The sequence below is a fragment of the Paenibacillus enshidis genome (genome assembly GCF_042136365.1).
Lineage (GTDB): Bacteria > Bacillota > Bacilli > Paenibacillales > Paenibacillaceae > Paenibacillus > Paenibacillus enshidis.
The window spans coordinates 65,177-88,992 of the sequence record NZ_JBHHMI010000019.1 but is presented as its reverse complement, the minus strand read 5'-3'; the positions used below and the strand labels follow the sequence as shown (position 1 = coordinate 88,992).

The 23,816-nt window shown below is 51.0% G+C and carries 23 protein-coding genes; 12 read left to right on the top strand and 11 right to left on the bottom strand.

The window, feature by feature from the left end; translation table 11 throughout:
• Window positions 1-118: 118 nt before the first annotated feature.
• The 3 genes from ACE41H_RS18620 to ACE41H_RS18610 form a co-directional block, all read right to left on the bottom strand.
• Window positions 119-262, bottom strand: a complete 144-nt coding sequence (locus tag ACE41H_RS18620) for an RAxF-45 family protein (protein ID WP_375357055.1) — start codon at window positions 260-262, stop codon at window positions 119-121.
• A gap of 110 nt (window positions 263-372) precedes the next feature.
• Window positions 373-585 (bottom strand): cold-shock protein, encoded by a 213-nt coding sequence (locus ACE41H_RS18615; protein ID WP_375357054.1) that lies wholly within the window; start codon window positions 583-585, stop codon window positions 373-375.
• A 125-nt stretch (window positions 586-710) separates the two neighbouring features.
• Window positions 711-3,014: a copper amine oxidase N-terminal domain-containing protein gene (locus ACE41H_RS18610; protein ID WP_375357053.1), complete on the bottom strand. Its 2,304-nt coding sequence runs from the start codon at window positions 3,012-3,014 to the stop codon at window positions 711-713.
• Window positions 3,015-3,510: 496 nt separating this feature from the next.
• On the opposite strand from ACE41H_RS18610, the gene ACE41H_RS18605 reads away from it, so the two are divergent.
• Entirely contained in the window at window positions 3,511-4,557 is a 1,047-nt protein-coding gene (locus tag ACE41H_RS18605) for a stalk domain-containing protein (RefSeq protein WP_375357052.1), read from the top strand.
• A gap of 34 nt (window positions 4,558-4,591) precedes the next feature.
• Here the strand turns inward: ACE41H_RS18605 and ACE41H_RS18600 are convergent, their stop codons facing one another.
• From ACE41H_RS18600 to ACE41H_RS18590, 3 genes are all read right to left on the bottom strand, one after another.
• Window positions 4,592-5,434, bottom strand: a complete 843-nt coding sequence (locus ACE41H_RS18600; protein WP_375357050.1) for a hypothetical protein — start codon at window positions 5,432-5,434, stop codon at window positions 4,592-4,594.
• Window positions 5,435-5,638: 204 nt separating this feature from the next.
• Window positions 5,639-6,820 (bottom strand): NAD(P)/FAD-dependent oxidoreductase, encoded by a 1,182-nt coding sequence (locus ACE41H_RS18595; RefSeq protein ID WP_375357049.1) that lies wholly within the window; start codon window positions 6,818-6,820, stop codon window positions 5,639-5,641.
• A 49-nt stretch (window positions 6,821-6,869) separates the two neighbouring features.
• Window positions 6,870-7,301 (bottom strand): DUF1641 domain-containing protein, encoded by a 432-nt coding sequence (locus ACE41H_RS18590; RefSeq protein ID WP_375357048.1) that lies wholly within the window; start codon window positions 7,299-7,301, stop codon window positions 6,870-6,872.
• 527 nt (window positions 7,302-7,828) lie between these two features.
• Here ACE41H_RS18590 and ACE41H_RS18585 point away from each other — a divergent pair.
• Entirely contained in the window at window positions 7,829-8,224 is a 396-nt protein-coding gene (locus ACE41H_RS18585; protein WP_375357047.1) for a rhodanese-like domain-containing protein, read from the top strand.
• 77 nt (window positions 8,225-8,301) lie between these two features.
• Here the strand turns inward: ACE41H_RS18585 and ACE41H_RS18580 are convergent, their stop codons facing one another.
• Complete coding sequence (locus tag ACE41H_RS18580) at window positions 8,302-9,015, bottom strand: HNH endonuclease (protein WP_375357058.1); 714 nt, start codon at window positions 9,013-9,015, stop codon at window positions 8,302-8,304.
• Window positions 9,016-9,506: 491 nt separating this feature from the next.
• Between ACE41H_RS18580 and ACE41H_RS18575 the strand changes: the two genes are divergently transcribed.
• Complete coding sequence (locus ACE41H_RS18575; protein ID WP_375357046.1) at window positions 9,507-10,961, top strand: alpha-amylase; 1,455 nt, start codon at window positions 9,507-9,509, stop codon at window positions 10,959-10,961.
• A gap of 5 nt (window positions 10,962-10,966) precedes the next feature.
• On the opposite strand, the gene ACE41H_RS18570 is transcribed toward ACE41H_RS18575, so the two are convergent.
• On the bottom strand, window positions 10,967-12,049 hold the full coding sequence (locus ACE41H_RS18570) for a DNA alkylation repair protein (protein WP_375357045.1): 1,083 nt from the start codon (window positions 12,047-12,049) through the stop codon (window positions 10,967-10,969).
• Between the two features lie 165 nt (window positions 12,050-12,214).
• On the opposite strand from ACE41H_RS18570, the gene pepT reads away from it, so the two are divergent.
• Window positions 12,215-13,453, top strand: coding sequence for a peptidase T (gene pepT / locus ACE41H_RS18565; RefSeq protein ID WP_375357044.1), 1,239 nt, complete (start codon window positions 12,215-12,217; stop codon window positions 13,451-13,453).
• Between the two features lie 87 nt (window positions 13,454-13,540).
• Window positions 13,541-13,870, top strand: a complete 330-nt coding sequence (locus ACE41H_RS18560; RefSeq protein WP_375357043.1) for a winged helix-turn-helix transcriptional regulator — start codon at window positions 13,541-13,543, stop codon at window positions 13,868-13,870.
• Between the two features lie 89 nt (window positions 13,871-13,959).
• Here the strand turns inward: ACE41H_RS18560 and ACE41H_RS18555 are convergent, their stop codons facing one another.
• On the bottom strand, window positions 13,960-14,811 hold the full coding sequence (locus ACE41H_RS18555; RefSeq protein WP_375357041.1) for a polysaccharide deacetylase family protein: 852 nt from the start codon (window positions 14,809-14,811) through the stop codon (window positions 13,960-13,962).
• Window positions 14,812-15,057: 246 nt separating this feature from the next.
• Here ACE41H_RS18555 and hxlA point away from each other — a divergent pair, with 246 nt between their 5' ends.
• From hxlA to ACE41H_RS18520, 7 genes are all read left to right on the top strand, one after another.
• On the top strand, window positions 15,058-15,696 hold the full coding sequence (gene hxlA, locus ACE41H_RS18550; protein ID WP_375357040.1) for a 3-hexulose-6-phosphate synthase: 639 nt from the start codon (window positions 15,058-15,060) through the stop codon (window positions 15,694-15,696).
• Window positions 15,697-15,701: 5 nt separating this feature from the next.
• Window positions 15,702-16,259 (top strand): 6-phospho-3-hexuloisomerase, encoded by a 558-nt coding sequence (gene hxlB / locus ACE41H_RS18545; protein WP_375357039.1) that lies wholly within the window; start codon window positions 15,702-15,704, stop codon window positions 16,257-16,259.
• 200 nt (window positions 16,260-16,459) lie between these two features.
• The gene (locus ACE41H_RS18540) at window positions 16,460-17,821 is read left to right on the top strand and encodes an alkaline phosphatase (protein ID WP_375357038.1); all 1,362 of its coding nucleotides are present in this window, start codon (window positions 16,460-16,462) and stop codon (window positions 17,819-17,821) included.
• Between the two features lie 295 nt (window positions 17,822-18,116).
• Window positions 18,117-18,983 (top strand): SDR family oxidoreductase, encoded by an 867-nt coding sequence (locus ACE41H_RS18535; RefSeq protein WP_375357037.1) that lies wholly within the window; start codon window positions 18,117-18,119, stop codon window positions 18,981-18,983.
• A gap of 163 nt (window positions 18,984-19,146) precedes the next feature.
• Complete coding sequence (locus ACE41H_RS18530; RefSeq protein WP_375357035.1) at window positions 19,147-19,824, top strand: GntR family transcriptional regulator; 678 nt, start codon at window positions 19,147-19,149, stop codon at window positions 19,822-19,824.
• A gap of 91 nt (window positions 19,825-19,915) precedes the next feature.
• Window positions 19,916-21,010, top strand: a complete 1,095-nt coding sequence (uxuA, locus tag ACE41H_RS18525; protein ID WP_375357034.1) for a mannonate dehydratase — start codon at window positions 19,916-19,918, stop codon at window positions 21,008-21,010.
• Window positions 21,007-21,861 (top strand): SDR family oxidoreductase, encoded by an 855-nt coding sequence (locus ACE41H_RS18520; RefSeq protein ID WP_375357032.1) that lies wholly within the window; start codon window positions 21,007-21,009, stop codon window positions 21,859-21,861. The genes uxuA and ACE41H_RS18520 overlap by 4 nt, the downstream gene beginning before the upstream one ends.
• A gap of 369 nt (window positions 21,862-22,230) precedes the next feature.
• Here ACE41H_RS18520 and ACE41H_RS18515 read toward each other — a convergent pair whose 3' ends face one another.
• Both ACE41H_RS18515 and ACE41H_RS18510 read right to left on the bottom strand, forming a co-directional pair.
• Entirely contained in the window at window positions 22,231-22,941 is a 711-nt protein-coding gene (locus ACE41H_RS18515) for an MBL fold metallo-hydrolase (protein WP_375357031.1), read from the bottom strand.
• Window positions 22,942-23,010: 69 nt separating this feature from the next.
• Window positions 23,011-23,598, bottom strand: coding sequence for a TetR/AcrR family transcriptional regulator (locus tag ACE41H_RS18510; protein ID WP_375357030.1), 588 nt, complete (start codon window positions 23,596-23,598; stop codon window positions 23,011-23,013).
• Between the last annotated feature and the right edge of the window lie 218 nt (window positions 23,599-23,816).

The window sequence follows — 23,816 nt, the reverse complement described above, 5'->3', positions numbered from 1 at the left end:
GAAAAGAGGTACAGCCTCCTCAACTTTTTTGAGGGCTGTACCTCTTTCGTTTCAAATGGACTTTTTCAGTGGCCTCGGAATATGCCCGCAGCCCTTTCGGATAAAGCAATCCGTTCGGTTAAGGTAGGCGTCTTCTCGCAATAGTTACTTCCGTATAGTTAAAAATGGACAGACTTCTCCCGTTGACGGAAAATGCATGTACAATGCCAGCCATCGCAATCGGGAGCTGGCTAATACGGTTGTTCACCATCTCGAAATTCACCTACCATCACCTCCTTAACATAATTAATTACAATTTAGCACAGTATCATTTGACGGTGCAATCGGCAATTCGCATAGTGTTCCTCTCCTGCTGCCAATTCAACCCCGCTGTCAGGAGCGTGTGCCTGGGAAAGAGCTGCCTGCGGCATTCAAAATCGGCAGCATTCTGATCTCCTGACTCATGGACGAGTCACATAAAGGACAGCTTGGCTCACCGCTGAACGTAAACCCCGTACGCATCCACCCGTTGCAGTCATTGTTGGTGCAGGACCACACCTCCGTATTTTCTTCCGGAATAGGCTCGGGAACATGGCGTTTATACATGGGAATCCCCTCCCTTGGCGTATATAGACCTATAATAATATGCTCCCGATTACCGAATTCATGCATACTTTTTGCATACTTTTTGAAATAAGATCAGAACATTCCTTTACCGGGCGGCGAATAAGTCATGAACTCTTGACAACTCTGGCTTCTCTGGATGTGTCATGCCACTCTACAGCAGCTCCCATACTCAAAGAGGTGGACCGTAGGGGAAGAAACACCCTTCCATTGTTGATGGTTACGGGCACATCTAATGAGATTTGAACGCCATTAATGGAAGCTGTAGTGCTGCCAACCTGCAGTTGTACGATCCGTTCCCCTTTGATTAAGGTGACGGTTTGGGTTTTGGCGTCCCATAACACGTTGTTATCTGATACATCAAGAGCATTGGCTACATAACGAAGCGCCAGATATGTCCGTCCTTCATGAATATACGGCGCGACGTCCGCTGTCTTTTCCGCACCATTCACCATGTATACCGTTTCTCCGACCTTAAAGCTGGAATGGCTTATGATCTCTTCCGCAGCCGGAGTGGCCACCTGCGCCAGCGGGACCCTTACTTCTTTCCCCAGATTATGAAACGGCGTGTAGCTGCTCACTTCGGTCGTCCGGGCCACCTTCAACTCGATTTCCCCTGCGGCAACCGCCCGGTCGATCGTTAATATGACATCCTTGAATTGAAGGGTGGTGATTTCATCACTCTCGCCTGTAATTGTAAAAGCGATCGACTGACCGTTATTTAACAGCTTCAACGGTTCAAATTGCAAATCCCCTTGATACACATCAACAGTAGGTGTCGCTATAAACGTCACTCCTTCAGGAAGTGTAAGTGTGACCAGCTCGCCATCTTTCAAGCCGCCGGCAACAGCTTCCGCCAGACTGAAATCGGCAGCCTGCTGGCCTGATCGTCCGATGGTCACCTCTGGAACGGAAGCAGCCGAAACGGCCAGCCCTGCATGAACATCCGCAACTTTAACACTTCCTTTGGCGCCTGCACTGCCGCCAATTTCAATCGTCAAATCTCCAGCAAAATCGGGCGCAGTAACGACATCCATTTCCTGCAGCGAAAACGTCCCGGGACTGGATGTTGTTGCTTTGGTTATTTCAAATACGGCTGTCCGGTCATCAGTTCCGGTATATCGAACAAATGCAAGCTCCAAATCCTCCTTATTCTCGGTTTCTCCGGCGGGACTTTCCGAACTGCCCGCATAAACCGGCTGAAACGCCACACCTTCGGGAAGAGTTAAGGTGAGGGTACGGCCTGCGGGCAGCGTTCCATACAGCGCTTCTTTTATGAGAATGTCTGAAATCCGCTGTTCCTTACGTCCAGAATAGAGGGTAGGCAGCTGCTCCGCTTCCGCACTCACCGTAACCCCGTACTGCGCATGTCTGCCTACAACCAGTTCCGTTACATCCAGATCGGCTTCACCGCTAATTTGGGCTGTTATATTTCCGTCAGCAGCATTTTCAGGCTTGGTTAATGTAAATTTTAAACCGCTCAAAGTCCATTTGCTCATCTCATAGGTTGCCCCAGTGACTTCCACGGGCTGCATACTGCCGTCTCCATCCTCATCCTCCCAGGTCGTGCCTAGAACGTCTACCGTCAGTTCGTCGTCCGTGGAGGTGAGCCGGAAGTACATGTCTTGTCCATAAGTCGACCCATATTCCACTTTTCGGACACTGTCATTCAGGTTCCATTTATAACCTGCCGGCAATTTAACTTTAACGCTTTCATTCATCGGCTCAAGCGCCCCGGCGGATGCCTCCTTTAAAGTGAGACTGAAGGAGTAATCACTGTCCGTTCCTTTCTTGGAGCCAGCGGTGACCGCAACCGTGCCGCCGCCTACTGTAGCTATCGAGACTTTACCTGCCGGAAAAGCGCTATGACCAGGAGCTGTAAACGCAACCTCCACCGGCCCCTCGTCCATATCCTCCCAGGTAACATCACCCAGCTGAACCAGAAAGGAGGCCTCTTCCTCCAGTGTATAACTCTCTCCTCTGTCCGGTATCTCCAGCAGGAAGCCATCCTCGTCCGCTTTTACCACCTCGATGGTAGGTGCGCCCGGAGCTGAGCCGTTTAAATCCCTGAGCGGATTGGAACTGCCCAATATGTATATCCGATTCGAACCGCTGTCATCCATAGGATCTATTACATAGCCATTGGAGTCTGTCGACAAATCCATTCCCCCGGGAAGCGTGATGTACAGCTGGTCTCCACCCCCAAGCACGGTGTATGCCGGAATCGTTACTTTAATAGAATGCATGAATCCGCTTCCGCTAGCTGGCAGTATCCTGCTGCCCAGTGCTTCCAGTTTCCCTCCTCCTGCCGCATGAACCGACCTCAGCCCGGACAGCCCGCTTACCAGCAAAGATGCAACGGCAATCATTTTAACCATTTTATTGCATTTATCTATATATATTTTCCCCAATTTCAATCAAGCTCCTTTAATTTTAATAATGTTTAACGTTTTTTTGCATTTCCTCCCATTCGAAAATCAAGATTTTAGAAAAATACGTCTGCAATCTCCTATGTTTATTGGGACACCTCCATACGCATATTTTTAATGATAATGATTATCATTATCGAATATTAAAACCTTTGTTTTATTATGTCAACTATTATGCCAACGTTTTTTGAAAATTGTTAAAATCTCTGGGGGGGGGAATCCAGACTTGGTGAAGGGGAGATTTTTCCGAAAAAAAATTAAAATTATGCTTTGAACAGCAACCTATTACTGCCTTGATGCGTCTAACATGTAGAAGAAAGATTTTGGCAACAGGTTACATTACTGATGTTGTTTTCTTTCTTTTAATAATGTTACTCTAGTAGTATGTTTACCGTTACCCATCCTTTGCTGGATTGGGAATCGGGTCTTCCGCTCCGTCAGCGGACATCCATTTTAAGAAAAAGGAGCAGACAAACGCATGAAATTCAAGAAACCCGTCATTATTGCCGCGGTGTCGGCCTTGGCCGTATCCGGAGCGCTATTAACGCAGCCTACATATGCCGCACAAGCTACCAAAACCATCAAAGCGGTGTATAACAACATTGCCATCGTTTACAACGGCAACACAGTGCCGTCTGACGCATCCACAGAGCCTTTCATGATTAATGGAACGACTTACCTGCCGCTTCGCATGGTTGGTACAGCTCTGGATAAGAAAGTTACCTGGGACGGTAACAACAAACGCGTTGTGATTGAGGATAATCAGGCTCCGGTGGATCCATCTACGATTACAGCACTGAACAACCAAATCAATTCCTTGAACCAGCAGCTTGCTACGGCCAAGTCCGAAGCAGCAACCAAGGATGCCACCATTGCCCAGCTGCAAAAGGACAAAGCAGCTCTGCAAACACAGATTGACAATAACACCAAGAATAACAACAGCTCCAGCCTCGGCGATCTGGAAGATGACCTGAATGATGATTACGGCAATTATGAAAGCACGAAGGCCGAGATTAAATTAAGCGGTAACTCCGACAAAGTTACACTTCGTGTAAATGTGTCCAAGACTGGATGGAACAAATTGTCCAGCAGCAAGAAAACCAATCTGATCCAGGACATGGTTGACGATATCCGTGACAAATACAAAGATGCCTCGATCTCCGGTTCCGTACGTGATGACGACGGTGGAAGCACCTTGGCTGACATCTCCGTAAGAAGCTCGGGCACCGCATCGCTGAGCGAGAAGTCCTCCGGTGTGGACATTAGCGACCTTGAGGATGACATCCAGGATGATTTCGCTAACTGGAAAAATGTTAAATTCGACATCAAACTGACCGGTGACGAAGACAAAGTAACCGTAAAAGTCTACGTTAACAAGGACGACTGGAATAGTCTGAGCACTTCCCATCGTAACGACTTCAAGGATGGTGTCGTAGAAGCTATTGAGGACGAATACAGCGATGCCGATATTAGCGGAACCGTCTACGATAAAAATGACGGCAACAAACTGGATAATATCAATTAATTATTTTCAGACGGCAAAGGCCGGAGTGAATTTCTCACTCCGGCCCTTGTTCATTCCTTAAACACATGCACACTTTGTTGGAAAATCTATCGCCCTTATATTTAGCTAACATGATCCTTTCTTCGATCGATACCCGGTTATGGTCCAAAAATTCCTGAAACATTTCATAATCCTTCATTTCAATTTTTGGGAGTGGATATCCCTTTTGCAATCTGAATAGTTTCTGAATTTTATTCCAAAGTTTCTGTGCAGCTCTCTTTTCAAAACTTATTTTCTGCTCTTCTTCCACCCTTTTTACCAATTGATGGTGATATTTTTTTATAGCTTCATTTTTACCACGAGCAATCATCTTTTTGAGACTAAGCGGCTTCACACGCTCAATAATTTCGTAATGATACCAGAATGGCTCTTCAAAAAGTTCATGATCCGTGACCGCCTGTACAATGTCATTTGTATCTACTTCCTTGATATCATGTCCATTTTCCAACAACTGTTGAACAAGCAAGTTAGCATCTATTTCAGACAGAACCTCAACGTAGCATTCAAAAACAAATTCTCTGATCATATCTTCGTACTTTCCCTCAAATCTATTATGTAAAAAACCGATGCCGCTTATATAGCTGGCTGTAGATTGACCTGTATACTCATCAAAAAAGTCTTCAACACTATCATAATCATCCATTGAAAATGATTCATTGGTCTGAGTCAGCATGCCCGAACAATCCCATAGAGGATCATAGCTGTGAGTGATTTTATATTTAGGCGCAAACATGAAGTCATATGCCAGCTCTTCTGCTAAATTAGCCAACAATACTGGAAACCTCGCATCAACCCTGTTCCTTATTTGTTCCGAGATACTTTCCACCGAATATTCCAATGTTCTAACCCCTCCAATAAAAAAACCATGCTTAATAAAAATTAGGCACGGTTCCTCCGTAGAAAATAAATATTCGCTTGTTAAAGCGTACCATATTCACACTATTAAATCCAGTTCCTGCACTCTCGCGACACTTAACAGCGTATTAAAAAAGGGAACCCGCATCCTGAAACAGATGCGGGTTCCCTGAATAAAGATTAAATTTTAATAGGCCAATGCAAACAAACCTTTGATGTGGGACAGGTAGCGTATGTTGCTTCCTTCCTTCATCAAGGTCGCTACTGCGCCTTTCAGTTGGGTCTGGTTCGCACCCACGGTACCGATGGCGTCCGTTCTGCCCAGGCTTCCCAGCGTTCCGGAGAATACAGGGGTGAAGGCTTCCATTTGATGCCCATTGAACAATGCGAAAATGTTGTAGCCAACCGTCTCGCCCATCTGCCAAGCCAGCTGTGCCGTTGGAGGGTATGGACGCTGTCCTTCACCAGGGAATACAACCGCGCTGTCGCCAGCGAGGAAGATGTTTTCGTGGGAAGTGGACTGCAGTGTGCCAGTAACTGTAGCGCGTCCGCGATCCACGTCGATACCGGATGCTCCTACCAGTACATTGCCTTGAACGCCGCCCGTCCAGATCAGGGTGCTCGTCTTGATGGCACGTCCGTCTTTCAGAAGAACTTCGTCAGCCTTCATTTCTGTGATTGCAACGCCGGTGATAAACTCAACGCCGCGTTTTTCCAGACTGGTTACCGCACGGTCAACCAACGGCTGGGCAAAGCCTGCCAGAATGGAAGGACCCGCTTCAACGCAGTACAGTTTGATATCATTGTAGTTGATGCCTTTCGCACGGCATACTTCAGGCAGCTTATCCGCATATTCGCCGACCAGCTCGACCCCTGTCAGACCGCCGCCGCCGATGACGATGGTGGCATCCGCCGGATTGCCGGATTTCTTGTAAGCATCCAGACGTGCTTCCACATGCGCACGAATTTTGTTCGCTTCATCCACAGATTTCAGCGTCAGGCTGTACTGCTCCAGTCCCGGAATTCCGAAATAGGCGGTTTGGCTGCCCAGGGCGATAACAAGCGCATCATAGCTGAGCGTTGCACCGCTTGCCAGAGCTACTTTTTGCTCCGCAGGCTTGATTTCGCTTACCGTATCCACCTTCAGGGTGATATTCTTGTTGCGCAGCAGCTTCTCCAGCGGCAGAGCCACAGCTTTCTCGCTGATGGTGCCTGCAGCCAGCCGGTGCAGTTCAGTAATAATTTGGTGTGTCGCATAGCGGTTAACTACAGTAATCGTAGCTTCCTGCGGGCTCATATGTTCACGAGCCGTCAAAGCGGCCAGCAAGCCACCGTATCCACCGCCAAGAATCAATATTTGCTTCGACATGTCCATCCTCCGTTCTTGTTCTACCTGTTACCTAACGATTAGTCAGCTGTTATTTATTTTGCGCCTGGCGCTCGTTTAAAACGTCAAAGAAAGCCTGTGCATAACGCAAGCCCTTTTGCACATTCGGGTCCTTGAGCATTTTAAGCATAGCAAACAGCCCGACCGTTCCAGACTCGGTTTGCACACGGTCACCCGCTTCAATAGCAGCGGAAGCAATGCCTTTGGCCGATTCTGTTACAGGCTTCACAAACTCGGTCATGGAGTTTTTCATATCCCCGATAAATACAGGGTCTGTTGCGAGGCTGCGCGCTACATCATAGGCGCCAGTCATAACTGTGACCATCTCGGTCAGCTTTGGCAGATTTTCTACCAGAACGGTCAACGATTGTTGAACCTCCGGCTTCATCAATTGGTCCAGCACATCGCGGGACTCCATAGTAGCTTCCTGTGTAGCTGCCACCTCTTGTTGATTTTCTGACATGACGTGAACGTCCTCCTTTACTCTAAAAATAGAAGTCCATTCCTCTCTCGTTACCTGCTTGCAATAAACGGCTCAACGAATCCCGGTCAAACAAAATCCATGACATATTGAAAAAACCCGCGCCGCCCAAAAGCGTCTTCTTATCGGACGGGGCCGGATGAATGTATGGGTGCCTTGCCTCGGTCTTCGGTGTTTTTGCTGCTGCAATGACCACGCATTTCATGTTCGTGAATCAAACAGGCCGAAACGGAATCCTATAGCTCTATATTACACCTTTCACAAGCCCAGCGTCGAAAAAATTTTTAGTTTTATATAAAAATCTTATAAATTATGCCTTAATTTTCATGAAAGCGCCGGATATATCCGAAATATTCCCAACATTTTATATGAAAAGGCTGTTTTTTTGACGAAGCTGGTGATCATTAGATATCATTAGTGGGTAATATTATACAGCAGGCCATTCCGATGACCCGGAAAGACCAGCTGAAGTGAAAACCAAATCCTATCGAAATTGGAGGCTACAAGAAATGGCTCTGACATTTATGGATATGCTCAAGCAAGCACAGGCAAATGTGAAAGGTGTAAGCTCCCAGGAAGCGAAGAAGATGATTGAAGAAAATCCGGAGACCTTCGTCATTGACGTTCAGGATGCCACTGATGCGGGTGCATGCGGCCTGATTCGCGGAAGCGCGAACATTTCGCTCGGCATGCTTCCGATCCGCGCGGATCTGGAGCTGCCGCAAAACCTGCGCGATGAGCGTTTGGCGGACCGCAACCGTCCCGTTCTGACCACCTGCGGCGCAGGCGGCCAAGCTGCCCTGGCTGCTTATCTGCTGAAACAGATGGGCTTCACCAATGTGGCTTACATAGAAGGCGGAACGGCAGCCTGGAAGGAAGCCGGCCTTGAGGTGGAGATGTACTGATTCGCGGGCGTATAGAACAAATAAAGCTTCCTGTTCACCATGAACGGAAGCTTTTTTATCAGGTTATTTGGATCATGCTAGTCCAATGCCCTCGCCTGTATGAATTCATCCGCATCGCGGTCGGCCTTGGACTGGTTGCACTCATTGCACGCGCAGACACAGTTCACGGGGGTCGTATGGCCGCCTTTGGCACGGGGAAGAAGATGATCCAGCGTGTCGCCGTATTCGCCGCAGAAATAACAGGTGTATTTGTCCCTCATCATGATATAGCGGCGGAATTCCCGGTTCGTGTATAAACGCCGGATCGTGGAGCGATTGACCACCACCGCCATACCCTCCCTCACCAAAGTTGCCGCCAGCTCCTGGTCGATCTCCTGGTGCCAGCGCCGCCCTTTGTCCGTTTTGCCGCGCAGACGGATCATTCCGTTGCGGTTTGGACGCAATGCCTTCGGGTCCCTGGGGTCCAATTGTGTTTGTCCACCCTTGGAGGAGAGCTGCCGTCTCTCCGAGTGAACCGGAAGCGCACGGGCAGCCGGCTTGCCATGAACACGAGCAGCGCCGTGTCCTGAGGCAGAAGGCTTCGTTACGGCTTCGGCCGCTTCTGTTTGTAGCCTGCCAGGTGAAGCTTTGCCGGCAGGCTGCTGCTTGCGGCGCCTGCAGTCCAGACATGCCCCCCGCCGTGACAGCGGGCCTGCTTTACGGCCGGTTCTGCGTTGGAATCCGGCCAATGGTTTGTATTCCTTACAATAATTGCAGTATTTCAGTAATGGCTGTTCGGCTGCTTCCATCATGCCCAGGCAGAATGCTTCTGCTCTCCGGGTCACCTCCTTAAGCTTGTCAGATATCTATATTTTTCCACAAAAGTTTACCGTTTAAGCACAGGTTCAGCTTTAACTTTAATGACCACGCGATGCTTGTAGTGCGTGTTCAAAAAGTCAGGTTTTCAGCACCGAGAAGGTTGGATGAAGCTAGGGACTGAGGAGCGGAGCGTACGTTTTGGTACGTGAGCACCTGAAATGTTTCCGTAGGAAACATGCTTCGGAAGCATCTGCTTAGGCCCGGCTGAATTCAAGATTCGATGTCGAATCCGCTTCCTGACTTACTTCGTGATCAAAAGATGACTTTTTGAACAACCTCTTGTATTGTATCACATTCCAGTAAAATAAACGCATCTGCCCGCTCCCATTCATCTGCTGTTTTGTACGCTCTTTGTTGGCAGAAGAGTTTAGCCTGCCTTGCTTGATGGGTAACTTGTTATATAAGAGCAAAGGGAGGGACCTGCATGAAAAGAAATCATACGATGATGCAGTTTTTTGAATGGCATGTAGAGGCTGACGGGAAGCATTGGCAGCGGCTGACTGAGCTTGTACCCAAACTGAAGCAAATAGGGATAGATGCCTTGTGGATTCCCCCTGTAACCAAAGGGCAATCTCCGGACGATACGGGCTACGGTGTATATGATCTGTACGACCTCGGTGAATTTGACCAGAAGGGGGCAGTCAGGACCAAATACGGCACCAAGAACGAACTGCTGAATGTTATGGCCGCCTGTCTCAAACACGGTCTGTCCGTCTATGTCGACCTGGTCATGAACCATAAAGCGGGGGCGGATGAAACCGAGCTATTCAAGGTGGTTGAGGTGAATCCGAATAACCGCAACGAGGTCATTTCCAAGCCCTTTGATATTAAAGGCTGGACGAAGTTTACCTTCCAGGGCCGTGGGGACCGGTATTCGGCGTTTAAATGGAATTTCGAGCATTTCAATGGAACCGACTATGATGCCAGCCGGAACAAGACAGGCATTTACCGTATATTGGGCAAGAACAAGCAGTGGAATGGAAATGTGGACGATGAATTCGGCAACTACGATTATTTGATGTTCGCCAACATCGATTACGACAACCCGGCTGTACGGGAAGAGATGATCCGGTGGGGCAAATGGCTCATCGATACGCTGCAATGCAACGGGTTCCGGCTGGATGCCATCAAGCATATCAACCACGATTTTATCCGCGAGTTTGCGGTGGAGATGATCAAGAAGTCCGGACAGGACTTCTACATTGTAGGCGAGTTCTGGAAACCCGATCTAAAGGCCTGCCAGAAGTTCCTGGAGGCCGTCAACTATAAAATCGATCTGTTTGACGTGGCCCTTCATTACAAGCTGCACAGGGCTTCTCTGGCCGGAAGCGATTTTGACCTGTCCACGATTTTCAAGGATACACTGGTCGGCACCCATCCCCTCAACTCCGTCACCTTTGTGGACAATCACGACTCCCAGCCGAATGGGGCGCTGGAATCCTGGGTGGAGGACTGGTTTAAACAGATCGCTTATGCTCTGGTGCTGCTGCGGAAAGACGGATATCCCTGTGTGTTCTACGGTGATTATTACGGAATTGGCGGAGAGAAGCCTGTCAAAGGCAAGCAGGATAAGATCGATCCTCTGCTCTATGCCCGTTATGAGAAAGCCTACGGTGATCAGCAGGATTATTTCGATCACCCCAACACCATCGGCTGGGTAAGATTAGGAACGCCTGAGATCAGAAACTCCGGCCTGGCTGTCGTCATATCCAACGGCAAAGACGGAAAGAAGCGGATGCGTGTCAGCCAGAACAGAGCAGGTGAAATATGGACCGACCTGACGGGCAACCGGAATGACAGCATCAGAATTGACCAGAACGGATGGGCAGAGTTTCCGGTAAACGGGCGCAGTGTGTCCGTGTGGGCGCTGAATGGATAAGGCGGTTATGGAATGATCAGCTCGAATTCAGCCGACGCCTGCTTTACGCCGTTTACGATAATATCCAACCCATGCATGCCGGGGTAGTGCTTCCGCGTGGTGATCGGCTTGATCGCATGACGCCTGGAAACCAGGCTGGTTCCGGGAGGATATTCCTTTTCCGAAAGCTTGAAGCGCTTGGGTGCAAGCCTTCCGTTCGCTTTCATATAAAGGACGTCGTATTCAATCCGGAGCTGCTGCGGCTGCCCGGCAGGGTTGAATACGGTAAACGAAAATTCCAGCTCCTCCCCTTCCGTCATCGATGGCCGCGCAAGGTGCAGATCACGAATCTCCACTCCATCCGCTCTTTGCAGTCCAAACAGCTCAAGCACCTGCGGGTCGCCTTTCTTGAGCAAGGTGCGGCAGCCATGCCGGACAATCCAGTCCGTGTCAGGGTGCTCCCCTTTCCACGCACGGGCGATGTTCAACACCAGTTCCGGGTGATCCTTGGCAATATCGTTCAGGTTATTGGCTACGCTTTTGCGCACATACAGGGAAGGGTCTCTCTTCAACAGCTCCAGCAACTCAATGACCGGGGTTGGGTCGGTAATGAATTGCTTCAGTTGTCCTCCCCATGGCAAACGGGGCCTGCAGCCTTCACTTGCAAGCCGCCGCACATGCTCCGAGCCGTCCGTCGCCCATATGCGCATACGGTTCATGACCCCCTCCGGGTTGCGCCCGATAAAGGCGCGAATCGCAAACTCGGAGGTCGAGTACCGGGTGAGCAGCTTCAGCGCCTCCAGGGAGAGATCCTCATGCTCAAGCCCGTTCAGCTCTACAAAATCCGGAAAGAAAATATATTCGACTCCTTTACAATCAGGTGCTGCCGCACATAATATATCCAGCGCTTCCGGATAGGATGGCGGCAGCACCTCCGTCAGCGCGCGGGCAATATGGCGGATGCGCTGCTTGAACTCCTCCTGCTCCCATTCTCCGTCCTGGACATGCTCTACGAAGCGGCCTTCGTCAAAGGACGGGTAGACTGTGCGGAACACCGCCGCCGTATTTTCCAGAAATTCAAGTGTAAACAATTGTTTGAATGTGGACATCTCTTACCTCCGAGGCATTTCCCTTAGTGGTTTTGTCATATAAGCTGATATTATAGCACATATGTTCCCTTTTCAAACACATGAAAATTACGACTTAGAAAAAGCGATACCCATCATGTTAAACTAGGATCAGCAAAATAAGCCTTTTGAAAGGAGTTTGAATCTATGAAACAAGAGCTGATTCAACGCTTGAGCACCTATGCTCAGGTCGATACACAATCCAACGAGGAGAATGATGCTTGCCCCTCGACACCCGGTCAGATGACCCTTGCGCGCATGCTCGTGGAGGAGCTGAATGCCATAGGCATGCAGGAGGTGAGCGTGGACGAGAACGGCTACGTGATGGCCACCCTGCCCTCCAATACGGACAAATCCGTACCGGTCATCGGCTTTTTGGCTCATCTGGACACGGCGACGGAGGTTACGGGTGCGAACGTCCGTCCGCAAGTGGTGGAAAACTACGATGGGCAGGATATTGTGCTGAGTGAGCAGGAGCAAGTCATTTTGTCCCCCCGGGATTTCCCAAGCTTGTCCCGCTATAAAGGACACACCTTGGTCACCACAGATGGCACTACGCTTTTGGGAGCAGATAATAAGGCCGGTATTGCCGAAATTATGACAGCGATGGATTACCTGATCCGCCATCCGGAAATCAAGCATGGCAAAATCCGCGTCGCTTTTACTCCCGATGAAGAAATCGGCAGAGGGCCGCAGCGTTTTGACGTCGCCGCCTTCGGCGCGGAATACGCGTACACGATGGACGGAGGCCCGCTTGGCGAGCTGGAATATGAAAGCTTTAACGCCGCAGCGGCCAAAATCACCTGCCTGGGTGTCAATATCCATCCCGGAACAGCCAAGAACAAGATGGTGAATGCCGCCAAAATCGCGATGTTTATCCATACCAAGCTCCCTCCAATGGAGGCTCCGGAACATACGGAGGGATACGAGGGCTTCTACCACCTGATGTCGATTCAGGGAGATATTGAGCGGACCCGAATGCACTACCTGATCCGGGACTTTGACCGGGAACAGTTTGAGAACCGCAAAGCCCGGTTGACCGAAATCGTAGAGGAGGCCCGCTCCGTCTATGGGCAAGAACGCGTTCTGCTGGAGATCAAGGATCAATACTTCAACATGCGGGAAAAAATCGAGCCGGTGAAGCATATTGTGGAGATCGCGGAGCAGGCGATGACCAACTTGAACATTGAACCTGAAATCAAGCCCATTCGCGGCGGCACGGACGGTTCCCAGCTCTCCTATATGGGGCTGCCGACGCCCAACATTTTCACAGGCGGCGAAAACTATCACGGCAAATATGAATTTATCTCCGCCGATGTCATGGTACAGGCAACCGAAGTGATGCTCGAGATCATACGGCTGTATGAAGAGCACGCAGACAACTGATCCGGGACGATATCATGCGCAGCAATGGATTTTTGCAACGGCCTCGTATACAATATAATGATCAGGATTTTGAAGGGGCCGGAGGATATGGGGGACCAACAATTCAAAACAGCGGTAGAGCTCACGCTTAAGGTGATCGGAGGAAAATGGAAGCCGGTTATTCTCTGCCATCTGACAGATGGCGCCAAAAGATTCGGCGAATTACGGCGGGATATGCCGGGTATTACCCAGAAAATGCTGACCCAGCAGCTGCGCGAGCTTGAAGAGGACGGTATTATTCATCGGGAAGTGCATTCCCAGGTCCCGCCCAAGGTCGAATATTCTTTTACCAAGTACGGCCTGACGGTCAGGCAGCTATTGGATGAAATGGCGGACTGGGGAACACAACACCAACAGCATCTGAACCAGGTCGAATAATGAAAATTCCAACATACCTATTGCAGCCGGATTGAAAAATCAACCGGACCGGGAAAGGGGCTTATCCTTGCCGGTCCGGTTATTTTTTTTCATGTGGACTGCATCGAGCGCTGTCTATCGCGAATTTCCCGCCAAGTGGCCACGCGAATATCCTCTTTCCGCAATAACCGGATAATGTCTTTATCACGGAACAAATCATATTCATAACGGCGAATAGGCCATGTGTCCGTGATTGCTTTTAACTCCCGGGTATCCCGGGATGGATGAAAAACCAGCTCTGTCAAGCCAGGCTTTAAATTTTTAATCACATGAATTGCCGCTTCCTTCGTAAAAGCATAAGGGACCTTCTCCCCAGCTTCTGAGGAAAAAGGAAGCATTTCAAAGTGATCGAGAAGCAGCACGCCCTTCTCTTCCGCGAGCTTCACCATCTCATTATGCCGGGGATGCTGCAAGAACATGCCGCTTAGCTTGGAAAACCGCAGCGGGAGCCGGTATGTCTCGCACAGATCAAGCAGAATTTCAGTGACATGATATACCGAGCCCATATGATTGTCCACGTGAGTAAGGTCTATTCCCAAACGCAGAGCGAATTCAATTTGTGCGGCCGCTTCCTCGCGAATCTCTTCAGGGGCGGCATTCGCGACAACAGTCGCTGTATCTGCCGGAAAATATCCGAACTGATCCGTCAAGGTTGACAACTGCGTATTCAACGGCCCCCATTTGTAATGCTGCCATTCACTCGTGAATGTAGTATGGATCCCCACATCCGCATTCGGGTTCTGTTTCAAGAAAGCGGCGGCTTCCAGCACCCAGGGGCAAGTCACCATCAGACTTGTCGAAGCCGTGACACCGTCAGCCAGCAGCTTGCTTATAGCGTGATTTGTTGAATGACACATTCCGAAATCATCTGCATTAATGATTAACAAACGCTCATTGGACATGTCTAATCCTCCTCGGCTCCTTATTTACAATGGCTGATAGAGCTATTTTATGACGCCGTTTTCAAAATAGTATATAACGAAGTTGATTAATATACAGCGGCCTTGCAGGTGCTTTTCCCTGGTTCCCTTCTGGTAACTGCCTTACCTCATGGGTACTGCGTTCCGAAAAAGTGCGTACTTACATTCTAAAGAGACGGCAAGTACAATGAATCTGACTTCAAAACGATTAAAGGAGCGAACAGAAGAATGGAACTGCAATTGGCACTGGATCTGGTGGACATTCCACAAGGCATTGCACTGGTAAAAGAGGTTGAATCTTATATAGATGTGGTGGAGATCGGTACTCCTGTGATCATTAATGAAGGGCTGCACGCGGTAAAAGCGATGAAAGAAGCCTTTCCTGGCCTAAAAATATTGGCTGACCTTAAGGTTATGGACGCAGGCGGGTATGAGGTCATGAAGGCTTCCGAAGCGGGAGCGGACATCGTGACGATTCTGGCGGTGGCCGAGGATGCAACCATCCGGGGCGCTGTTGAAGAAGCCAGAACACAAGGCGGGAAAAAGATCCTCGTAGACATGATCGGCGTCAAAAACCTGGAGCAGCGGGCTAAAGAAGTAGACGCTCTAGGTGTCGACTACATCTGCGTGCATACAGGCTATGATTTGCAGGCTGAAGGTGAAAGTCCTTTTGAAGCCCTGAAAACAGTCAAAAGTGTAGTGAAGCATGCCAGGACTGCGGTAGCGGGCGGAATCAAGCTTGGCACTCTGCCCGAGGTGATTGCCGTACAACCGGATCTTGTCATTGTAGGCGGGGGCATTACAGGAGAAAGCGATAAACAGGCGGTTGCGGCTCAAATGAAACAGCTGATTCATCAAGGTGCCTGACCGACATGCAGACGGTTCAATATTTGTCGGAAATCATCAAGGAGCTTGAAAGAGCGCCGGAGGCCGTCTCCGGTGAAGAAGCTGACCGGCTGGCTTCCGCCATTATGGAGGCTGGGCAAATTTTCATGGCCGGCGCAGGCCGTTCCGGCTTTATGGTCAAATCCATCGCCATGCGGCTTATGCATATTGGCCTGAACAGTCATGTCGTCGGCGAGACGGTTACGCCCGGAATCGGCCGTGGGGACCTGCTGCTCATCGGCTCCGGCTCGGGTGAAACCAGGAGTCTTGCGGCCATGGCGGACAAGGCCAAATCGCTGGGCGCTTCCGTTGCCCTGCTCACCACCGCTCCTCAGTCCTATATCGCCTCCGTGGCGGATATCGTGGTCCCGCTTCCCGGCTCACAGAAGGACCCGGCGAATGCGCAATACAAAACCATCCAGCCGATGGGCTCCCTTTTTGAGCAGAGCTTGCTCTTGTTCGGTGATGCGGTCGTGCTGAAGATCATGGAAATAACCAAACAAACAACAGTAAGCATGTACGGCAAGCACGCCAATCTCGAATAGGCGGCAGCTGCCGCCAGCACTAACGATCCAATAGGGCACTCTCCATAATCAAGGTTCCGAATTTGGAATCTTGATTTTTTTGTTCTGCCGATTTACATAAACTTTACATAAATCCCATTCCCCTCTAACAATAAACAACTAATGTTTGATATGAACAAGCTGTCATGTATTCATTCAAAATAAACATGGGAGGGTTAATAATGAAAAATAGAATGATGAGAAAAATGCTTCCCGTTGCGCTCGGCTTGACCCTGGGCACTTCAACGATTCTGTCCGGGGCCCCTGGTGCAGAGGCTGCCGGCGCTAATACCAATGGCAACGTGAAAAATGTGATCTTCCTGATCGGCGACGGCATGGGACAATCCTATACTTCCGCTTACCGCTATATGAAGGATGATCCTTCCACACCTGTGATGGAAAAAACCGAATTTGATAAATACCTGGTCGGAACACAAATGACTTACCCTGAGGACGAGTCCCAAAACGTTACGGATTCCGCCTCAGCAGCTACAGCCATGTCGGCAGGTGTCAAAACCTACAACGCCGCCATCGCGGTCGACAACGACCAAACCGACGTGAAAACCGTTCTGGAACGGGCAAAAGAGCTGGGCAAATCGACTGGCCTTGTCGCCACCTCCGAAATTACGCATGCAACCCCTGCCGCCTTCGGCGCTCACGATATCAGCCGCAAAAATATGGATGCCATCGCTGACGATTATTTCGATGAAATGATCAACGGCAAGCATAAAATCGATGTGCTGCTCGGCGGCGGCCTGACGAACTTTGTCCGTGAAAACCGCGATCTGTCGAAGGAGTTCCAGGAAGCCGGCTTCGGATACGTAACTAACCGCGAGGGACTGCTTAATGACAAGCATGACCAGCTGCTGGGATTGTTCGCTGATGGCGGACTTGATAAAGCCATTGACCGCAAACCAGAGACACCTTCTCTGGAAGAGATGACCCATGCAGCTATTGAGCGTCTGAGCAAAAACGAAGAAGGCTTCCTCCTCATGGTGGAAGGCAGCCAAATCGACTGGGCAGGACATGATAACGATGTGGTGGGCGCGATGAGTGAAATGGCTGATTTCGAGAAGGCCTTCAAGGCGGCTATTGATTTTGCCAAAAAAGACGGCAATACGCTGGTCGTAGCAACAGCGGACCACTCCACCGGCGGCCTCTCTGTCGGCGCGAATGGAGAGTATAACTTTGATGTGACACCGATCAAAGCCGCTACACGCACGCCAGATTTTATGGCTGCTGAAATTGCGGCAGGCGCTGATCCGGCAGAAACGCTGAAAAAATATGTATCTCTGGACTTCACGGAAGAAGAGCTGCAATCCGTCAAGGATGCTGCCGCTGCTGCGAAGGATGCTACTGAAATCGATAATGCGATTGAAAAGATTTTTGACACCCGTTCGTTCACCGGTTGGACCACAGGCGGCCATACCGGAGAAGATGTTCCTGTATACGCCTACGGACCGAGCAGCGAGCAGTTTGCCGGACTGATTGACAACACGCAAAATGCGGAAATTATTTTCAAGCTCCTGGATTCGAAAAAATAATACCCCACAACCCGCCAAAGCCGCGAGCATTGATGCATCGCGGCTTTATTTTTGCTACGGATAAGATCAGGCGCACACAGCTCAGCCTTCTCCCGCATGTTTCAGACAACATTTGATATAATAAGGTGGAAGAAATTTCACATAACGAAGATGGACGCAGGGCGACGATACGGTAGATTTCAGGCCTGAGCTGATAAAAAAGAAAGCTTGACAGTTGATTTAATTGTAACTATTATAGTTACAATGCAACAACTTTAGTATAGCTGCTCCAAAATATTAAGGAGGATGATTTCGTATGAAAATATTAGTAACCGGCGCTACCGGACAACTCGGTGCAAAAGTGGTTGATAACCTGCTCGCCAAAGTTGCGGCGGACAACGTAGCTGTAAGTGTGCGTGACCCTCGTAAAGCGGACACCCTGGCCGCTCGCGGCGTCGAAGTAAGACAAGGCGATTTTGATGATCTCGCTTCGCTTGATAAAGCTTTCGCCGGCATCGACCGCCTGCTGATTATTTCCGCTACGGACGACAACGATACGCGGATTCGTCAGCATCAGAACGCCATTTCCGCGGCACAAAGCGCGGGTGTCAGCTTTATCGCCTACACCAGTGTGTCCAACGCCGATGAAAATCCTCTGTTCCTCGCACCGGTTCACCGCGCTGCGGAGGAAACCATCAAGAAGACTGGCATCCCTTATTCTTTCCTGAGAAATAACTGGTATCTGGAGAACGAGCTCGGCGTGATTCAGGGCGTGCTGGCAGGTGCTCCCGTAACTGTATCCGCAGGCAGCGGCAAAGTCGGCTGGGCACTGCGCGAGGATTATGCAGCGGCCGCCGCAGCTGTGCTGACAGGCAGCGGACATGAGAATACGATCTATGAGCTGTCCGGCGCTCCCGCAACCTATGACGACCTGGCGGCCGCCCTGTCCAAAACGCTTGGCCGTGAGGTGCCTGTGCAGCATGTCGATGATGAGGCCTACGGCCGCGTCATGTCCGAAGTCGGCGTGCCGCAGGAGGCGCTGCCGATCGTGACCGGCATCCAGTCCGCCATCCGGGAAGGCGCGCTCGAAGTGAGCCGGAGCGACTTTGAAGCCCTGCTCGGCCGTCCGGCTGTTGCTCTGGACGAGGCTGTTGCCAAGCTTGTAAATCAGCTTAAAGCTTAAATTTCCGGACATTTATAGCAGAGTGGCAAAGCCGTGATCGCTCGAGATCGCGGCTTTTTGGCGTTCTCAGCCTCGTGACGCCCGTGATTTTGCATCCTCACTGAAAAAATGGATGTCAACTACCATACTTGTATGGTAGTATGGTGAATAAGGAGGTGAATACATGGATGAAACCATGTACCGCCAGAGCGGATCGGCCGGAAACTCCGTTTATGTCCGGCTGAAGGAGCAGATGATGAGCCTTGAACTGCCGCCCGGTACCGCCTTGTCCGAGAAAGAAACCTCCATCCGCTTTCAGGTCAGCCGGACTCCGGTACGCGAAAGCTTCGTCAGACTCGCCCAGGAAGGGCTGGTGCTGGTGCTGCCGCAGCGCGGTACAAAAGTATCCCTGATCGACACAGGACTTGTTGAGGAGGCTCGCTTCATGCGCGAGCAGCTGGAATGCGCCGTGATACGCCTGGCCTGCGCAAGCTTCCCTGAGGCGCAGCTTGCGGAGCTGGAAGCGAATCTGGCGCGGCAGCGGGACAGTATTGAAGTCCATGATGGACACCGGCTGTTCGATCTGGATGAGGAATTTCACCGCATCCTGTTCGAAGGCTGCGGCAAGCTCGCAACCTGGACCGTCATGCAGCAGATGAACATCCATTTTAACCGGGTGCGGATGCTGCGGCTTGATACGAATCCGCATTGGGACCATCTCTATGAGCAGCACAGCAGGATGGTGGAAGCGATCCGTGAGCAGTCCCCGGACGCCGCTGAACGGATCATGCACGACCACTTGAATCTGGGCGTGGCGGATTTGAGTGTCCTCCGGGAGCAGTATCCCGAATATTTTAAATGAGCTCTTGCCAAGGTTCAGGCGGATGGCGCCTGTTCCGCGGGAGCGGCAGTATTTTGTAAGCGTTATCTATTAAAAGAAAGGCGGGACTACTATGCGAATGACATTTCGCTGGTTTGGAGAAGGCAATGACACGGTTTCTTTGCAGCAAATTAAGCAGATTCCGGGTGTAGAGGGCATTGTATGGGCGCTGCATGATGTGCCTGCAGGCGAAGAATGGCCTATGGAGAAGATCATGGAAATCCGGCGGCAGGCCGATCAGGCCGGGCTGCATCTGGATGTGGTGGAGAGCGTCAATGTGCATGAAGATATCAAGCTGGGGCGGCCTACACGTGATCTGTATATCGGGAACTACATACGCACCATAGAGAAGCTGGCCCAGGTCGGCGTTAAGGTGATCTGCTATAACTTCATGCCGGTGTTCGACTGGGTACGGACCGATCTGCACAAGGAAACGGAAGACGGAGCTACTGCGCTCTTTTTTGAGAAATCCAAAATTCATGGCACCGACCCGTTCGAGCTGGTGCGGCAGATTAACGAAAACAGCACGCTCACGATGCCCGGCTGGGAGCCGGAGCGCCTCGAGCATCTCACGTCGCTGTTTGAAGCCTATAAAGGCGTGACTGAAGAGGATCTGTGGGAAAACCTGCAATACTTCCTGGATGCTGTCATTCCTGTTGCGGAGCAGAACGGAATCCGGATGGCCATCCATCCTGATGATCCGCCATGGCCGATCTTCGGGCTGCCGCGCATCATTACAGGCCAGGACAATCTGCGTAAATTTCTGGCGCTGCATGACAGTCCGGCGAACGGCATCACGCTGTGCAGCGGCTCGCTTGGCGCCAACCCGGATAACGACATCATCGCGATGATTCACGAATTTGCCGACCGCATCCCGTTCGCCCACATCCGCAATGTGCGGGTATTCGATAACGGCGACTTTATCGAGACCTCACACCGGACACAGGACGGGACCGTCGATATTTCCGGTATTGTGAAGGCCTACCACGATGTCGGCTTTACCGGTTATGCCCGGCCGGATCATGGCCGCCACATCTGGGATGAACAGTGCAGACCGGGTTACGGCCTGTATGACCGGGCGCTTGGCATCATGTATTTATGGGGTCTGTGGGACGCCTACCAGCGCGGTGCGCATGTGCCTGCAGGTGCTAAGGAGGCCGTACGATGACCGCTCTTCCCCTTCACCCGGCCTTATCCGGAAGAACAGCTGTCGTGACTGGCGGTTCCGGTGTGCTGTGCAGCGCTATGGCGAAAGAGCTTGCCCGCCAGGGCGTCAGGGTTGCCATTCTGAACCGTACTGCCGAAAAAGGTGAACAGTTGGCTCAGGAGATTCGTTCGAATGGCGGAGAAGCTGTTGCGGTGGCCTGTGACGTGACCGATCCCGAAAGCGTGAAGCAAGCCGAGGAAACGGTACGCCGCCTGCTCGGCCCTTGTGACATCCTTATTAACGGGGCTGGGGGCAACCATCCGAGCGCCAACACGAGCCGCGAGATATTTTCCCCCGAGGACCTGGATCAGCCGGGAGTGGCGACCTTTTTTGATCTGAGCGTACCGGGCTTCCGTAATGTGCTGGACCTGAACTTCGTCGGAACTTTAATTCCGACACAAGTGTTCGCCAAAGGGATGATCGGGCGTCCGGGCGCTGTCGTGCTCAATGTTTCCTCCATGAGCGCTCCCAGCCCGATGACGAAGGTTCCAGCCTACAGCGCCGCCAAGGCGGCCATCAATAATTTCACCCAGTGGCTGGCTGTGCATTTGGCCGAAGCGGGTATAAGGGTGAACGCGATCGCTCCGGGATTTTTCCTGACAGAGCAAAACCGGCAGCTGCTCACCCATGAAGACGGCTCGCTCACCGAGCGCTCGTCCAAGATCATCGCCCACACCCCGATGCGGCGCTTCGGGGTGCCGGAGGATCTGCTCGGCACGCTGCTCTGGCTCGCCGACGACACCGCTTCCGGCTTCGTAACCGGCACCGTCATTCCGGTGGACGGCGGCTTCATGGCGTATTCGGGGGTATAACTTTTCCTGGTGTCAGAGGCACCAGAACTATAACGGGGCTGTTCCAAAAGCTATGAATATAGCTGAGGAACAGCCCCTAACGTTGCATTAGCTTCTTCACAAGACAACTTGCAGCCCTGATCCTTTCCAGATTTCCGCAAAAGCTCATGTTTTCGAGCCGATATTGCGCCCACTGGGAATCTAACGGTTGCAGCAGCTGCTATTTTACGAAAAAAGGCCTTTTCTAGATTCTAACGGTTGCGACCGCCGTTATTTGCCTTAATCTAAGCGAAAAGAACCGGGTTTAGTAAAATAAGCGCCATAGCAACCGCTAGAATTTGAAATCAACGATCTTGGCACCAATAGCGGCTGTGGCACCCGTTAGAATTGTTAAATACCAAGCCGGCGTCCGAAATCCTCCACCGCTTCTTGGATGGCCGCTTGCGGTGCGTCAATCATGGGCCCGTGGCCGACAGCCAGCAGCGAAGGCTTCATCTCCTGCAGCTTGCGGGCACTGTGCCAGGCCGTCTCCTTGTGCCAGGTCGCCAGTGCCGGAAAGGGAAAGAGCGGGACCACTCTCCCGGCAACGGCAACCCTTCCGCGTGTTACAAAGGCATCGCCCGCAAGCAGGGCGCCTGTCCGGGTATCCATAAATGCCATGGAGCCGGGCGTATGTCCGGGGGAACTGACTGACTGCAGAGATCCAACCAGGTCTCCCTCCTCAAGGAGGATATCCGGCCGGGTATGCAGCTTGGATGGAATCCCGCCGCGCACCGGAACGTTGGGCTCGGCAGGGTCCAGGGACACATCGCCAGCCAGCAGCCGCGCATCACGGCGCGAGATGTATACAGGAACCTCCGGAAAATGCTGCTTCAATGCATCCAGAGAGCCGACATGATCATTATGCGCATGGGTAAGTACAATGCGGGTGATCGGTTTTCCGATCCGTGTCGCCGTGCTGATAATGCCCTTTACACTAGAAGGGAGCGCAGCATCCACCAGTGTCAGTTCCCCCTCCTCCTCGACCAAATAACAATTCACAGGAAAAAAATCCGGAAGAAAAGTCAACTGGTGCAAATGCTGTCTGCTTTGAACTCGCATAGGACGGCGTCCCCCTTTCATTTGATGCTTTGATTTTAACTAATATAATTAGTTTTATCAATAACAAAATTAGTTTTTGGGTTGCCGATGGCGTATTTGCTCAAGACCTGCTGTGAAAATGTCCATGACAAACCGGAGGCTGTCATCCTTCCCGACAGGCATTTCGAAACCGCCGCTGCCCTCAATGGATGCAAATCCATGCAGTAGACTCCGCCAACCGCGCACCGCATGCACGACCTCCTCTTCTGTCAAGGAGTATCCGGCAGACAGCACCCTGAACACAACCTCCGCCGCCTTATCGCTAATACGTCTAACTTCCTCATCCTTTAAATTGGGCGCAAGCATCATTGCTTCATATAACCCTGGGCGGGTGCGGGCAAATTCAATATAGGCCGCCGCCATGTTCAGAACAGCCTCCCGTCCCGCATGACCGACGGCAGACCGGGCAAGCACTTCCTCCAGCTCTCTCATGCTGTACATGGCAAGCTCCCTGCGCAATCCCGCCATTCCGCTGATATGGTTATAGAGGGAAGGCGGGCGAATTTGCAGCTTGCCTGCGAGCGTCGTCAGTGTCACCTCCCCCATCCCCTGTTCGTTGGCGATCTCCTCCGCCGCCTGCAGCACCCTCTGCAGGGAAAGCCCTTGCCTTGGTGACATATTCGGATTCCCCTTTTCTCTCCGCTTTATGAAAGCGGTCATCAATAGAATAAGCACGACCTTTCACACGTTATTTTAACTAATCTTTTTAGTTTAGACAAAATAAAAAAATGACGTTATGAGGATTTCTATTTTGTGGGAGTTTCTATGTTCTTTAACAAAAAGGATTAATAATTTTATACTGCGTTGATATTGCGTTAACAAATGTCGATTATTGT

Excerpts from the sequence above, each read along its gene's own strand:
- ACE41H_RS18615 (WP_375357054.1), bottom strand. The coding sequence starts at position 585 with ATGTATAAACGCCATGTTCCCGAGCCTATTCCGGAAGAAAATACGGAG.
- ACE41H_RS18605 (WP_375357052.1), top strand. The coding sequence starts at position 3,511 with ATGAAATTCAAGAAACCCGTCATTATTGCCGCGGTGTCGGCCTTGGCC.
- ACE41H_RS18595 (WP_375357049.1), bottom strand. The coding sequence starts at position 6,820 with ATGTCGAAGCAAATATTGATTCTTGGCGGTGGATACGGTGGCTTGCTG.
- ACE41H_RS18590 (WP_375357048.1), bottom strand. The coding sequence starts at position 7,301 with ATGTCAGAAAATCAACAAGAGGTGGCAGCTACACAGGAAGCTACTATG.
- ACE41H_RS18585 (WP_375357047.1), top strand. The coding sequence starts at position 7,829 with ATGGCTCTGACATTTATGGATATGCTCAAGCAAGCACAGGCAAATGTG.
- ACE41H_RS18580 (WP_375357058.1), bottom strand. The coding sequence starts at position 9,015 with ATGATGGAAGCAGCCGAACAGCCATTACTGAAATACTGCAATTATTGT.
- ACE41H_RS18575 (WP_375357046.1), top strand. The coding sequence starts at position 9,507 with ATGAAAAGAAATCATACGATGATGCAGTTTTTTGAATGGCATGTAGAG.
- ACE41H_RS18570 (WP_375357045.1), bottom strand. The coding sequence starts at position 12,049 with ATGTCCACATTCAAACAATTGTTTACACTTGAATTTCTGGAAAATACG.
- pepT (WP_375357044.1), top strand. The coding sequence starts at position 12,215 with ATGAAACAAGAGCTGATTCAACGCTTGAGCACCTATGCTCAGGTCGAT.
- ACE41H_RS18560 (WP_375357043.1), top strand. The coding sequence starts at position 13,541 with ATGGGGGACCAACAATTCAAAACAGCGGTAGAGCTCACGCTTAAGGTG.
- ACE41H_RS18555 (WP_375357041.1), bottom strand. The coding sequence starts at position 14,811 with ATGTCCAATGAGCGTTTGTTAATCATTAATGCAGATGATTTCGGAATG.
- hxlA (WP_375357040.1), top strand. The coding sequence starts at position 15,058 with ATGGAACTGCAATTGGCACTGGATCTGGTGGACATTCCACAAGGCATT.
- hxlB (WP_375357039.1), top strand. The coding sequence starts at position 15,702 with ATGCAGACGGTTCAATATTTGTCGGAAATCATCAAGGAGCTTGAAAGA.
- ACE41H_RS18540 (WP_375357038.1), top strand. The coding sequence starts at position 16,460 with ATGAAAAATAGAATGATGAGAAAAATGCTTCCCGTTGCGCTCGGCTTG.
- ACE41H_RS18535 (WP_375357037.1), top strand. The coding sequence starts at position 18,117 with ATGAAAATATTAGTAACCGGCGCTACCGGACAACTCGGTGCAAAAGTG.
- ACE41H_RS18530 (WP_375357035.1), top strand. The coding sequence starts at position 19,147 with ATGGATGAAACCATGTACCGCCAGAGCGGATCGGCCGGAAACTCCGTT.
- uxuA (WP_375357034.1), top strand. The coding sequence starts at position 19,916 with ATGCGAATGACATTTCGCTGGTTTGGAGAAGGCAATGACACGGTTTCT.
- ACE41H_RS18520 (WP_375357032.1), top strand. The coding sequence starts at position 21,007 with ATGACCGCTCTTCCCCTTCACCCGGCCTTATCCGGAAGAACAGCTGTC.
- ACE41H_RS18515 (WP_375357031.1), bottom strand. The coding sequence starts at position 22,941 with ATGCGAGTTCAAAGCAGACAGCATTTGCACCAGTTGACTTTTCTTCCG.
- ACE41H_RS18510 (WP_375357030.1), bottom strand. The coding sequence starts at position 23,598 with ATGTCACCAAGGCAAGGGCTTTCCCTGCAGAGGGTGCTGCAGGCGGCG.